Below are 11,850 nucleotides of genomic sequence, written 5' to 3'. Positions count from 1 at the left end.
CCGCTCCTCAGCGAATGCCAGATCACACTTCTTCCCGACGCTCGACCGCGGTCAAATGGACTGTTTCAAACCCTGTCCACAAGATGCCTTCGACGCCGGATATGTCCGTCCAGGACTGAAGCCATTCCCGCGCCGTGGCCAGGTCCGTGGTCATCGGGCACAGCGTCCAGGGGGCGGTCAGGGCGTGGTCGGTGAACAGGTTCTCCAAGCGGGCGCGGCGCTCGGCATACGGCAGGGTCAGGAGCTCCTGGCCGTCCTGTTGCAAGATGTCGAAGGCCACGAAGTAGGCCAGCCACCGCGCGGCCAGAGCCGGAGCGCTGCGGCCACGGGCGGCGGCTCGGCGCTGCAGCCCTTCGAAGGACAGCGCGCCGGCCTCCGGATCCCAGACGAGCAGCTCGCCGTCCAGGACCAGGCCGCCGGGCAGCTGCTGCTCGGCGGCGGCCACCAGATCCGGGAAACGGTCGTGGATGAGAGAGCCACGGCGGGTCTGCACCAGGGCCTGCCCGCCCGGTGTGATCGGGGTGAACACCAGGGCCCGGTGCCCGTCGAACTTCTGCTCATACGCGACCCCCGCGCGCAGCGCGGCCGGGGCGGGTACGGCCTCCGCGGCCTGCGCCAGCATCGGCTCCACCGGCGGCCGCAACACCACGAGGGCTCCCTTCGCCGATCCCCTCTTCCAGAGTCGCCGACCGCCCACCGGTGGCACACAAATTCGAACATGCGATCTAATGAAGTTGATGTCTCCAGCACCACCCCAGCACTCGCGGCGACGCTGGCCCAGGCCCCGGATGCGGGAACGGTCCTGAACTGGCTGCGCGGCTCCCGTTCCGCCCGCCTCCTGCGCGACCTCATGAACACCGGCCGCCCGCTCTCCCACGACGACCTCGACGCCACGATCGACGGCCGAGCCAAGGCGATGACCGGAGAGTACCTGCGCGGTCTGCTGACCGCCTACCAGGTGCTGGAGCCCCGAGACGAACTCGCGGTGCGGATCGTCCGGCACTTGGAACGGACCGTCGCCCGGCACCCCGAACACGGTGCCATGCTTCGCGCCTACGTCCGCTGGGTCCCTGCTGCCCCGCGCTAAGAGGTCCTAACAGAAGTTGTTGATCATGTGACTTTCGGCTCGGGTGCTCGTTGGTCTGGCCGTGGGGAAGCGTCAGTCGCGGCCGTGGATCGTGTCGGATGAACTGTGGTCGTTGATCGAGCCGTTGTTGCCTGAGCCGGCGCCGAAGCAGGTGGAGGGGCGTCCGCGGGTGCCGGACCGGCAGGCCTTGTGCGGGATCCTGTTCGTCTTGCACACAGGCATCCAGTGGGAGTACCTGCCGCAGGAGCTGGGCTTCGGTTCGGGCATGACCTGCTGGCGGCGTCTGGCCGCCTGGAACGAGGCCGGTGTCTGGGACCGGCTGCACCTGGTGCTGCTGAAGAAGCTGCGGGTCGCGAAGAAACTGGACTGGTCGCGGGCGGTGATCGACTCCTCCCACGTCAGGGCCGCTCGGCGGGGCCCAAAAGCGGGCCCAGCCCGGTCGACCGCGCGCGACCGGGCAGCAAGCACCACCTTGTCGTCGACGGCCAGGGCATCCCACTCGCCGTCTCGCTGACCGGCGGGAACCGCAACGACGTCACCCAGCTGATACCCCTGCTGAAGAGGATCCCGCCGGTCGCCGGTCTGGTCGGACGGCCACGCCGGCGGCCCGACGTCCTGTTCGCGGACCGGGGCTACGACCACAACAAGTACCGCCGTCTGGTCTGGGCAATGGGCATCAAGCCGATGATCGCCCGCCGTGGCGTTCCACACGGCTCGGGACTCGGCGTCCACCGCTGGGTAGTCGAGCGGACCATCGCCTGGCTCCACGGCTTCCGCCGCCTCCGGATCCGCTGGGAAAGACGCGACGACATCCACGAAGCCTTCCTCGGCCTCGCCACCTGCCTCATCACCCACCGCCACGTCCAACGCCTTTGTTAGGACCTCTAAGCGCCACCAAGCTGCCCGGGCTGATGGGGTCAAGCACCGGATCCGCTGGGCCTACACCCGCATCAACCTCGCCGCCGAGCTCCTCACCGTGACCGCCGGCCACGGCCTGACCATCGCCACCCTCGACCAAGGCCACCTCGACGCCTGGCTCGCGGCCAAGCCCGGCACCCGCTACGAAGTCCGCGACTTCGTCGTCTGGGCCCACCGCGGCCACCACGCCGGCGACCTCCTCGTGCCGCACCGCCTGAAGGCCGACCCGGACGGCCTGGACGAGGACTCCCGCTGGGACCTCCTCCAGCAGTGCCTGACCGACATCCGCCTCGATCTCGACGTCCGGGCCGCCGGCGCGATCCTCCTGCTGTTCGGCCAGCACCTCACCCGGATCGCCTCCCTGCCCACCGCCGCCCTGACCACCCACGACGGGACGGTGTACCTCACCCTGGGCCGGACCCCGATCCCGCTACCCACCACCCTGGCCGACATCCTCACCACCCTCGCCGACCGGCCCGCTCCCCAGGGCTGGGCCGCGAACACCAGCGCTGGCTGGTTGTTCCCCAGCGACCTGCCCGGCGCCCATATCTCCGCCCGCCGCCCTCAGCCGACGCCTGGCCGCCCAGCACATCCCCAACCGGCCCGCCCGAACCACAGCCTGGTGGCCCTCGCGTGCGACCTCCCGCCCGCGGTCCTCGGCCCGATGCTCGGCCTCCACCCGATCACGGCCGTCCGGTGGCGCCGCCGCGCCGCCACCGACTGGACCGCATACCTTGAAGCACGCACCGCGGCCAGCGACCAGGGGCTGGACCGAACAGGCAGACAGCACCAGGCGCTGAAGCCGGATCGCCCGGGTCGACCTGGGGCGATCCTGCATCCTGGCGTCTGAGAGGCTTCTTCGATGTGGCGTGAACAGATCCTTCAGGCGATGGCGGGTGCTGAGCTCGATGCTCCGGCCGGAGAAGAAGCGTTGGCAGCGGTCGAGAGCACACTCGGACAGCCGCTGCCCCCGCAGCTGGCCGGTCTGTTGCGAGAGTGCAACGGCGTGCGAGGACGCTACGGTCTCGACGTCGTCTGGAGCGCCGAGCGGATCGCGAAGGATAACGCGGAGTTCCGCAGTGCTCGGGACTTCACCGAGCTGTACATGCCATTCGAACCGCTGATGTTCTTCGGCGACAACGGGGGAGGCGACCAGTTCGCCTTCGTTCGAACTCCACAACGCGATGAAGTCTTCGTCTGGGACCACGAGACTGACAGCCGATACCTGGTCTCCTACAGCCTGGACCAGTACATCGAACGGGCCCTGCAGGCGACCGGAGACTGGTACCGGTAGACCAGCCCTCGGAATACAGCACCCTTGGAATGACGCTCCCCGCCAGCTGGGGCGGCCTCGTGGACGGCGGCGAGGCGCGAGGCGTACGCCAATGACCAGGGCGCGGCCGCGCTGCCCGCCGATGAGGCGCGGCTGGTCGTCCACGAGTTGGCCTTCGCCGTCCGGGACGGAGCACGCAGAAGCGAGCAGGTGATCATCTTGTGGGTGCCTCCCGCCGCCCGCGGGCAGGAGACGGCCTGCACGGCCGGGTACGCCGCCTTGAAGGGCCTCCTGCCCGAGGCTCGTGTCCACCTCACAGCCCGGCGGACCGACCAGCTTGCCTACCCGCGACTGGTCGCCATGGCCTCTCACGACTGACAACACGCCCCGCAGGTGGTTCCGCAGGCCCCCAGGCCCGGACGGCTGGCGACAGATGACGGACCGACCCGGCGCAGCCAGCGACTCCTCGCCCCATGACTGTGCGGCATCGCACGATTCCCGACAGAGCCGAATGACGCGCAACATCCGCCACACCCCTAGATGTGGGAAGTGAGGCCGGTTACAGGGTCGTGGGAGATCAGCGTCGGTAGCCCCGGGTCATACCGGACGACCTCGGCTGTCAGCAGGGCCCGTAGTTGACTGGCCGTCGCTACCTCGCCCAGGAACCGCAGCACTGCGGCCACCCCGGCCCCGTCAACCACGTCCTCGGGCCAGACCGAGAACTCGATCTCCTCCTCGTCATAGGGCAGGGCAAAGAACCAAACGGCACCAAAGCGGGCCCGGAAGGCGAAACTCGTCCCCTGGCCCTCCGGCTCGTCTGCCCAGACGCGGAAGAGATCGGCGAAGTCCGGACGCACGGGATCTAGCCGGGGGTAGGGGTGCTCCACCTCGGTCTCGTCGGCTACAACACGCAGGCGTTCGAGGACCGCGATCCATTCGGCGCGGGTCGTGTCGAGGACCCGGATGTCCCTCAGGCTGCCGTCGAGATGGAAGACATCGCACATCCACGGCTCGGGCAAGCATCGCGCGCGGGTACCGTGCTCACCGGCGTGGACATCCTCGTGCGTCAACTCGACCCGTCCCATCGTGTTGGTCCCTCCCATGGCACCAAGGCAAGAGATCGCCACGGTACAGAAGGACCTGCCCGGCCGGTTCAGCGGTGGGTGGTCCCTATGTTCCAGCTCCTGCGGCATCACAAGATCCCCGACAGAGCCGAATTTCGTGATCGCTCACAAGGGAGCGGCCATGTCCGATCCACAGGCAGAAAGGCCACCCTCAGCAGGGAAGCGGCCGGGCATCCCGCATCACACGCATCCCCCTGCCTGGCAGCAGGACGGCACAGGCATGCGCGCGCAGATCGCCGATCTCGCTCAGGAAGCCCAAACACAATTCCGAGACGGGCTGTGGAAGCCGACCCCCGAGGATGTGGCACTCGCCTACAAAGCCGCCGTCGGCCTTGCGGAAACCGTTCACCCGGCCGCCGAGCAGGAGACACTGCCGACCATCAAACGCTTGGAGTACCTGCGCGAGGGCCTCGCCGTCCTCGCCGTCACCCTCGCCCGCACCCACGGCCCTCTGGCCTGGTTCCTCGCACGCGCCAGCGCCACACTCTCCCCCGTCCTCACCTGGCGCGCTCTCCCCGCCACCGACGAACGGCACACCTTCGGCACTACCCTCCCCACCCCCGACGAACTCCACGACGCCGAAAACGCCGTCCGCCACCTCCCTGTCGTCAGTGCGCGATCACCCGAAGCTGGTGCCGGCCCTAAAGGCCATCTACACGGCCCCGACCGAGCAGGCCGCCGAACAGGCCCTCGACGTGTTCGAGGCCTCTGAACTGGGCAAACGCTACCCAGCCGTGGTCCGGACCTGGCGGTCGGCCTGGCCGGAGTTCACGCCCTACCTGGCGTTCCCGCCGGCCATAAGGACGGTGGTCTACTCCACGAACATGGTCGAATCGATGAACGCCCGCCTCCGCAAGGCCACCCGCAATCGTGGCCACTTCCCCTCGGAACAGGCCGCGTTGAAGGTCCTCTACCTCGCGGTCCGCGAGCAGATCAACCCGAAAGCGCGCGACGCGAACCACGTCGCCGCACACTGGAAAGAGGCGCTTAACCAGTTCTCACTCTTCTTCGAGGACCGGCTCAGCATCCAATGACACCAGGCGACTTACACAAGATCACTGACACGTCCCACACTGCCGCTACGGCAAGGAGTGGATCGCAACCAAGCTCCGCTGGGAACTGACCGTCGATACGGGAGAAGTCGAGGCGCTGAACCGTCTTGCCGCTCGCTGCGGCGACGAGGCCATCAGCTACACACCTGCCCCGTAGGGATCCCCGGCGCATTCACGACGAGGCCCGCTGTGCATGGCGCAGCCTCGTGTCCTGGCCCGGCAGGAACCTCCTGTTTGCCGGAAACTGGCTTTGTACATGGGAACGTTTCGACAGCACACGGCCTTCCGGTTGGGCCTGACTGCGGCACATCTCTCTTCCCGGTCGTTCATGCAGGGAAGCGTCTTGCCGATCACGGTCGGCCGGGGCTGATCCGTAGAGACGGCCTGCTCCCGACGGGGCCGGGCCGATACCGCGTGGCGGCTGCGTCCCCGGTCGGGCAGGGTGCCATGTGATGAGCGATGAAGATGTAATGCCCTACGCCCGCTTCGACTCGGTCGAGGGCCTACTGCAACGAGGGCGCGGCCTGGGTGCTGTACGCGCGCTGGAGGGTCCCCTGGCGGCCGCGCCCTTCGTCTACGACGGGATCCGGCGGGACTGGCGGTGGGACGGCTTCGACGACCGCGCTCGCTACCTCGCCGGGCTGGTCCGGGACCTGGGTCTGTCGCCGGCGCCGGTCGTGGAACTGTTGGCCGGGGACGAGGGGCAGTGTCGGCGGGCTGCTGAGGTGCTGGAACTGCTCGCCCTCGATGATTGCGACGAGGCCCGCGAGGCCCTGCGCTCCCACATCCGGGAGGGCGCGCACTGGGTCTCCGTGCTGGAGTCGGTCTCCGGCCTCTGGCCCCTGGATTGGTGGGAGGACCTGGGTGAGGTCGCGCGGGCCCGGATCGGCGGGGAGCCTGAGCCACCGTGGTTCACCGAGCCGTGGACCCGGTTCGGGATCGAGGTCCAGCGGCCCGACCCGGGCTCGACCGCTCACGATCTGACCGGCCTTGCGGTCAGCGAGCTACTCGACCTGCTGGCCGGGGCCCGACCCGGGGCCGACAGCAAGGTCGAGGCCCTGCGCGAGCTGTCCCGCCGGGATCCGGTGGAGGGGCTGATCCCGCTCGTGCCCTCGCTTGTCACCCCGGACGGCCGCCGTCCTCTTCCCCTGCTCAGGCGGGCCGTCGACCGCCTCGGCGCCTTGGCCATACCGGCCGCGCGCCTCTGGGTGAGCGACGAGCGGGAGTGGCTGGCCCGGCTCGGCTCGGACGTCCTCGCCGATCACCTCGGCCCCGAGGTGATCCCGGTCCTCCTAGCCGAACTCGCCGACCAGTGGCGGACCCGCGCGTGGTGCGGCCCCGACGCCACGGCGAGGCGGCTGGCCCGCTTCGGGCCGGCGGCCGCCGGGGCGGTGGCCGACCTGCGCCGGTTCTGGCTGCGCACGCCGCATTCCTACGAACGGGCCGCCTACCTGGAGGCCCTGGCCGCCATCGACCCGGGCGGACTGGACTACGCCCACACCGAGTCCCTGTGGGACTGCGAGGAGCGGGCCCGACTGCTGGGCGTCGTCCACGCCCCGGACCACCCCCAAACCCTGGAGCGGATCGCGGCGCTGCGCAACGACCCGATGGAGACCCCTGACGTACGGGCAGGCGCCGAAGTACGGCTGGCCGCCACGACCACCCCGTGCTCGCCCTGACCCGATCTGGACAGTCCATGGCCGCGGTGCCTCCCGTTCTCGGGTTCTGGCCCACTTTCTGTGGTGTGACGCGGCCGCTCGACGGATCGCGGACAACGAGAGTGGAAATGGGCAGGTCAGTGGGTCTGCGCTGAGGCGGGCGTTGGTCCACGCGGCTCGGCACCACAGAAAGTGGGCCAGAACCCGAGATCGGACAGCACTTCGACACTGATTTGGGAGGCGGGAAGCCCACGAGACCAGGGCGGAATGTTCACGAGATTCGGTTCTGGCTCAGTTTCCGTGATTGATGACAGTGCGTCACGACGTTCGGACGAGTAGGAGCCTGGAGCTTGACGGTGGTGGGTGCCATGATCGGCTGTGGCTGACTGAGAAGTGCCGAGATGGGGAGGGTGAGTGGAGAGGTTCACAGTCGAGCCGCTGCGGGTGGTCGACTTCGTGGAGCACGTGCGGCGCCGCCCCAAAATGTACTTTCTGGTTGAGCAGGGCAGCCCCGAGCTGCCCACCGAGGTACTTCGGGCGGTGGCCTGGGATGCGCTGCACCGTCGCGATGGCAGGCATGGACAGATCAGTGTCGAGATCGGATCTGATCTCAGCTTCACTGTGGAGAGCGATCAGCGCCCCAGCTCCGATGAGCGTGAGCGGCTTCTTCCGGGATTCTTCGGTTCCCTGCTCGACATGTTCGACATGCAGCGTTGGGCTCCCTCTGCAGCTGCCGCACTCAGCGTCCGTACGGTCATCGAGGTTTGGCTGGATGGCCACGGCTACCGCCAGGAGCTGGCCGGGATGGATCCGACCGGCTCCCAGGAGGAGTTTTCAGTATCTAAGCCGTTCAGGACCCGGGTCACCTTCCACCTTGATCCTTCTTTCTGCGGTCCGCACGAGGCCATCGCCTGGGCACTGAGGTCCGAAGAACTGCACGGGGAGGCATGCAAGGAGCACCCTTCACCCCCGACGTTCCCGATTCACGATCTCCGCTCGGAGGCTGAGAAGTCAGTCAGCGAGTAGGACTCGTTTTCGCAGGAGGTCGAAGCCGGCGCGGCCGAACATCTGGCGCTTGGTGTGTCCTGAACGTTGAGGGGAGTCGATGTAGGTCGAGTTCTTGATGCGGTGCTGCACGGATGATGAAGGTTTTGGCCCTTCGGAGTCGCCCTGCGGGGGGAGGCTTCAAACCGCCTCATGCTGCGTTGGCTGAAGACCGTCGTGGTGAGCGATGAGGAAAAGGCGCCCGTGAGGCGTCAGGTGGGGATCAGGAAGACGAACGCAAGTGAATCGTTGCTGACGTGTCGAAACAGATACAGACGACATCAAAACCGGGGTGTCAAACGGATCCCGGGACGGGTCTGGCGGGTGTTCCGCTTACTGGCCAGGCGGTGTCCGGCATGTAGACGACGTGAGCCTGATCTGCGGCTTCCGTGTGGAACAGGAGAAGGCGTGCCCGGAAACACCCAGCCCGGAGGGCAGGGGAGAGGAAGTGTCCCAAGCGGTGACCCCGTAAGGGATTGAGTACCGTCGCCGGGCGCGCCGGCGGACCGGCTCGTAGTAGTGGTGATGCCTCTGTAATGGGGGCGGAGCGAAGGGGCCGGGTTGTCCGTGGCTGGTTTGTTCGATCAACCGGAAGTGCTCCGGGAGGAGTCGCGTGGACAAGCTGAAAGTGCCAGGCAAGCCGTTTCAGATTTCGAAGCGGGCGGTCTGGGAGGCGTGGGAGAAGGTCAAGGCGAATAAGGGCGCACCCGGTGTGGACGGGCAGACGATCGTGGAGTTCGAGTCTGATCTGAAGAACAATCTGTTCAAGATCTGGAATCGGATGTCGTCGGGGTCGTATTTCCCGCCACCGGTGCGTGCGGTGGAGATCGAGAAGGCGCACGGCGGGGGCACCAGAATTCTAGGTGTGCCTACGGTCGCCGATCGGATCGCGCAGACGGTTGTGGCCCTGGAGTTGGAAGCGAAGGTCGAACCGATCTTCCACGTCGACTCCTACGGCTACCGCCCCAAGCGTTCCGCGCTCGACGCGGTGACGGCCTGCCGACAGCGGTGTTGGAAGACGGACTGGGTGATCGATCTGGACATCCGGAAGTTCTTCGACAGTGTGCCGTGGGACCTGGTCGTCAAGGCAGTCGAGGCGAACACCGATTTGCCGTGGGTGGTGCTGTATGTCAAGCGGTGGCTGAAAGCGCCGCTGATGCTGCCCGACGGCTCGTTGCAGGTCCGAGACCGGGGCACCCCGCAGGGATCCTCGGTCTCACCCGTGCTCGCGAATCTCTTTCTGCACTATGCGTTCGACACGTGGATGGCCCGGGAGTTCCCCGGCGTCGCCTTTGAACGCTATGTGGACGACGCGGTGGTGCACTGCGTCAGCGAGGCCCAGGCAGATCATGTGCTCGGGGCTCTCCAGATGCGGATGCGTGAGGTCGGACTGGAGTTGCACCCGGACAAGACCAGGATTGTGTACTGCAGGGACAGTAACCGGCGCGGCTCCTATGAGCACACCGTGTTCACGTTCCTGGGGTTCACTTTCCGGGCCCGTCAGGTGCGCTTGAAGTCGGGGAGGATGTTCACCGGCTTCAATCCGGGGATCAGTAACGACGCCCTGAAGAAACTCGGTTCGCGGGTGAGGTCTTGGCGACTGCACCGGCACACCGAGGTCTCTGAAACGGACCTCGCCCGGTTGGTCAATCCAGTCGTGCGAGGGTGGATGCAGTATTACGGCGCCTTCTACCGATCGGCGCTTTATCCCCTTCTGGGGCGCATCAATGCCTACCTGATGCGCTGGATCCGCAAGAAGTACAAACGGCTGCGAGGGCGCAAGAAGGCGCAGGACGCGTGGAACAGAACCGTCGAAAGGCGGCCTCGGTTCTTCGCTCACTGGGCCTGGGTACCGAGCGTCCCCGTCGTCTGGTGACCAGGGCAACAAGAGCCGTATAACGAGAGATTGTTACGTACGGTTCCGTGAGAGCCGGGGGCTGTGATGCCCCCGGCTACTCGACAGCATCTTGATCCGGTTGACGTGTCCCTCGACCGGACCGTTGCTCCATGGCAGGGTGAGGCCGGCGGTGACGGCGTCCGAGTCGCGTTCGAGTCCGTTGACGAAGGCGTGCAGGTGGGGCAGGTCGTCGGCGCGAACCGCGGAGATCCAGGCGGGGAGATCGGTGCCGGTGCGGTCGCAGATCATGCGGGCGAAGCCGTGGACGTGGTCGCGCAGGGCCGCCAGTTCGGGGCAGCGGGAGAGGACATCGTCGAGGAGGCGGTCCTCCTCTGCTCGCAGATGTCCCGGGTGGCGGGTGATCCAGCTGGTGAGGTCCTGCGGTTTCGGAGGTGGCTCTGGGGCTGACTTCGCGCTGTCGCGCAGTGGGAGTAGAAAGCGGCGGACGGCCTGGGGTGTGCGTCCTGGATAGCCCTGTGCCTGGATCTCGCGGAAGAGCGTGGCAGCATTGGTGCAGCCCTGGTTCCAGCGGCTGATCAGGTAGGGCCGGTAGGCGTCCAGCCGAGTGGTGCGGATGGCACGGTCGGCGAGTGCCTCGGGGTTGTCGCAGTTCGCGTAACGGCGGGCGGTGTGGCGGGCCAGCCCCAGTTCGCGTCCGATCGCGCTGATGGTCCATCCCTGAGCGAGCAGGTCCTGGACGGCACGGTGCCGTTCGCGGGTGCGTGTGACCAGCCATTTCTCAGCTCCGGTGTCCGGGTTGAGGGCAGGATCGGGGGCGATCGCCGGTCCGGGCTCGGGGTGTTGCGGTGGCGGTGGTGTGAGGCAGGATCGGTGGGCGATGACGGTGCGTTCCACTGCGTGGGCCAAGTTGTCCCACAAGTGCCACGCGTCGGCGACCTGCTGTGCCTGTGGTGCTCCGGCCCTCGCGGCTTCGGCGTAGGCACCTGCTCGATCCCGGCAGATCACCTCGATGCCCGGGTGGGCGGACAGCCAGGCGGCCAGGGGTGCTTTCTCCCGCCCGGGAAGCATGTCCAGGACGCGGTGGGAGTCCAGATCGACGAGCACGGTGCCGTACCGTCGGCCCCGGCGGGTCGCGAAGTCGTCGACGCCCAGCACCCGGGGCACGGTCGGGACCGGGTCGGGTGTCGCCATCACCACATTGAGCAGGGTGGTCCTGCTGATCAGGATCTTCAGGACGGCCGCCAGTCGGGCGCCGGCCCGCCCGGCCAGGGCCAACGCGATCGCCTGCACGATCTCGGCAAGGGCCACTGTGCGGCGGCCGTACCTCACGGTCAGCCCTGCTACCTGCTCGGCGAACGTTCGACGAGTGCAGTGAGCGTTTTCGCAGAACATTCGCCGGACACACAATTTGACGGCGACTGAGCGGCTACCGAGGGCCGCGTCGGACAGCTGGCGCCGGTAGCGACTGTGCACCCGCCGGGCCGGCACACCACAGTCGGGGCAGGGCACGGTCGTGCCATCCCGGGTTCGGGCGACGACCAGAACCTTCCCGTCCTCGACCCGCACCTGCTCCACCAACACTGGGGCGAGATACGGAAGTAGCAACCGCAGAGTCTCCTCACACGATCGCAGCGTCCTGCTGCCTTCACCGGCGCGTCACCAGCGCAGCGGAGCACTGGCAGAGCACGTCAGCTGATCAGCATGACGCTCTGTCACCGCATCACGAAAATCTTGGCAGAACCAGGACCTGAAGCCCGGCAAGGGCCGGACCTGGTCGCGGCGGGGCAGGACGCCGCTGGTCAAGGTGACGGGCAAGGGTTCGGGCCGGGTCCTGAT

11 protein-coding genes and 2 pseudogenes are annotated in these 11,850 nt (G+C 67.4%); 8 read left to right on the top strand and 5 right to left on the bottom strand.

The annotated features are described in order from the left end of the window. Nucleotides 1-22: 22 nt before the first annotated feature. Complete coding sequence (locus ACIQUT_RS34735) at nt 23-649, bottom strand: hypothetical protein (protein ID WP_403568954.1); 627 nt, start codon at nt 647-649, stop codon at nt 23-25. Nucleotides 650-718: 69 nt separating this feature from the next. Here ACIQUT_RS34735 and ACIQUT_RS34730 point away from each other — a divergent pair, with 69 nt between their 5' ends. From ACIQUT_RS34730 to ACIQUT_RS34715, 4 genes and pseudogenes are all read left to right on the top strand, one after another. Next, nucleotides 719-1,087, top strand: coding sequence for a hypothetical protein (locus ACIQUT_RS34730; RefSeq protein WP_403568952.1), 369 nt, complete (start codon nt 719-721; stop codon nt 1,085-1,087). 43 nt (nt 1,088-1,130) lie between these two features. Next, nucleotides 1,131-1,966 (top strand): annotated as a pseudogene (locus tag ACIQUT_RS34725) (IS5 family transposase). Nucleotides 1,967-2,063: 97 nt separating this feature from the next. Then, the gene (locus tag ACIQUT_RS34720; RefSeq protein ID WP_403568951.1) at nt 2,064-2,855 is read left to right on the top strand and encodes a hypothetical protein; all 792 of its coding nucleotides are present in this window, start codon (nt 2,064-2,066) and stop codon (nt 2,853-2,855) included. A gap of 12 nt (nt 2,856-2,867) precedes the next feature. Further along, the gene (locus ACIQUT_RS34715; protein ID WP_403568949.1) at nt 2,868-3,299 is read left to right on the top strand and encodes an SMI1/KNR4 family protein; all 432 of its coding nucleotides are present in this window, start codon (nt 2,868-2,870) and stop codon (nt 3,297-3,299) included. A 515-nt stretch (nt 3,300-3,814) separates the two neighbouring features. Here the strand turns inward: ACIQUT_RS34715 and ACIQUT_RS34710 are convergent. Then, the gene (locus ACIQUT_RS34710) at nt 3,815-4,363 is read right to left on the bottom strand and encodes a hypothetical protein (protein ID WP_403568947.1); all 549 of its coding nucleotides are present in this window, start codon (nt 4,361-4,363) and stop codon (nt 3,815-3,817) included. Nucleotides 4,364-4,553: 190 nt separating this feature from the next. Next, on the bottom strand, nt 4,554-4,847 hold the full coding sequence (locus ACIQUT_RS34705) for a hypothetical protein (RefSeq protein WP_403568945.1): 294 nt from the start codon (nt 4,845-4,847) through the stop codon (nt 4,554-4,556). 196 nt (nt 4,848-5,043) lie between these two features. On the opposite strand from ACIQUT_RS34705, the pseudogene ACIQUT_RS34700 reads away from it, so the two are divergent. The 4 genes and pseudogenes from ACIQUT_RS34700 to ltrA all read left to right on the top strand — a co-directional run. Further along, nucleotides 5,044-5,436 (top strand): annotated as a pseudogene (locus ACIQUT_RS34700) (transposase); the annotation flags it as partial. A 470-nt stretch (nt 5,437-5,906) separates the two neighbouring features. Next, complete coding sequence (locus ACIQUT_RS34695) at nt 5,907-7,133, top strand: hypothetical protein (RefSeq protein WP_403568943.1); 1,227 nt, start codon at nt 5,907-5,909, stop codon at nt 7,131-7,133. Nucleotides 7,134-7,526: 393 nt separating this feature from the next. Beyond that, nucleotides 7,527-8,138 carry a hypothetical protein gene (locus tag ACIQUT_RS34690; protein WP_403568942.1) on the top strand — a complete coding sequence of 204 codons (612 nt, stop codon included), beginning with the start codon at nt 7,527-7,529 and terminating at the stop codon, nt 8,136-8,138. Nucleotides 8,139-8,769: 631 nt separating this feature from the next. Next, nucleotides 8,770-10,032, top strand: a complete 1,263-nt coding sequence (ltrA, locus tag ACIQUT_RS34685) for a group II intron reverse transcriptase/maturase (RefSeq protein ID WP_403568940.1) — start codon at nt 8,770-8,772, stop codon at nt 10,030-10,032. Between the two features lie 33 nt (nt 10,033-10,065). On the opposite strand, the gene ACIQUT_RS34680 is transcribed toward ltrA, so the two are convergent. Both ACIQUT_RS34680 and ACIQUT_RS34675 read right to left on the bottom strand, forming a co-directional pair. Then, a complete protein-coding gene (locus tag ACIQUT_RS34680; protein ID WP_403569059.1) occupies nt 10,066-11,580 on the bottom strand; it encodes an ISL3 family transposase in 1,515 nt (504 codons plus the stop codon). Between the two features lie 90 nt (nt 11,581-11,670). Continuing rightward, nucleotides 11,671-11,850: hypothetical protein (locus ACIQUT_RS34675; protein ID WP_403568938.1), on the bottom strand; the 180-nt coding region annotated here is incomplete at its 5' end.

The organism is Streptomyces sp. NPDC090445, from assembly GCF_044769385.1.
Classification (GTDB): domain Bacteria; phylum Actinomycetota; class Actinomycetes; order Streptomycetales; family Streptomycetaceae; genus Streptomyces.
This window is presented reverse-complemented; position numbering and strand designations above follow the sequence as displayed.

Excerpts from the sequence above, each read along its gene's own strand:
- ACIQUT_RS34730 (WP_403568952.1), top strand. The coding sequence starts at position 719 with ATGCGATCTAATGAAGTTGATGTCTCCAGCACCACCCCAGCACTCGCG.
- ACIQUT_RS34715 (WP_403568949.1), top strand. The coding sequence starts at position 2,868 with ATGTGGCGTGAACAGATCCTTCAGGCGATGGCGGGTGCTGAGCTCGAT.
- ACIQUT_RS34710 (WP_403568947.1), bottom strand. The coding sequence starts at position 4,363 with ATGGGACGGGTCGAGTTGACGCACGAGGATGTCCACGCCGGTGAGCAC.
- ACIQUT_RS34695 (WP_403568943.1), top strand. The coding sequence starts at position 5,907 with ATGAGCGATGAAGATGTAATGCCCTACGCCCGCTTCGACTCGGTCGAG.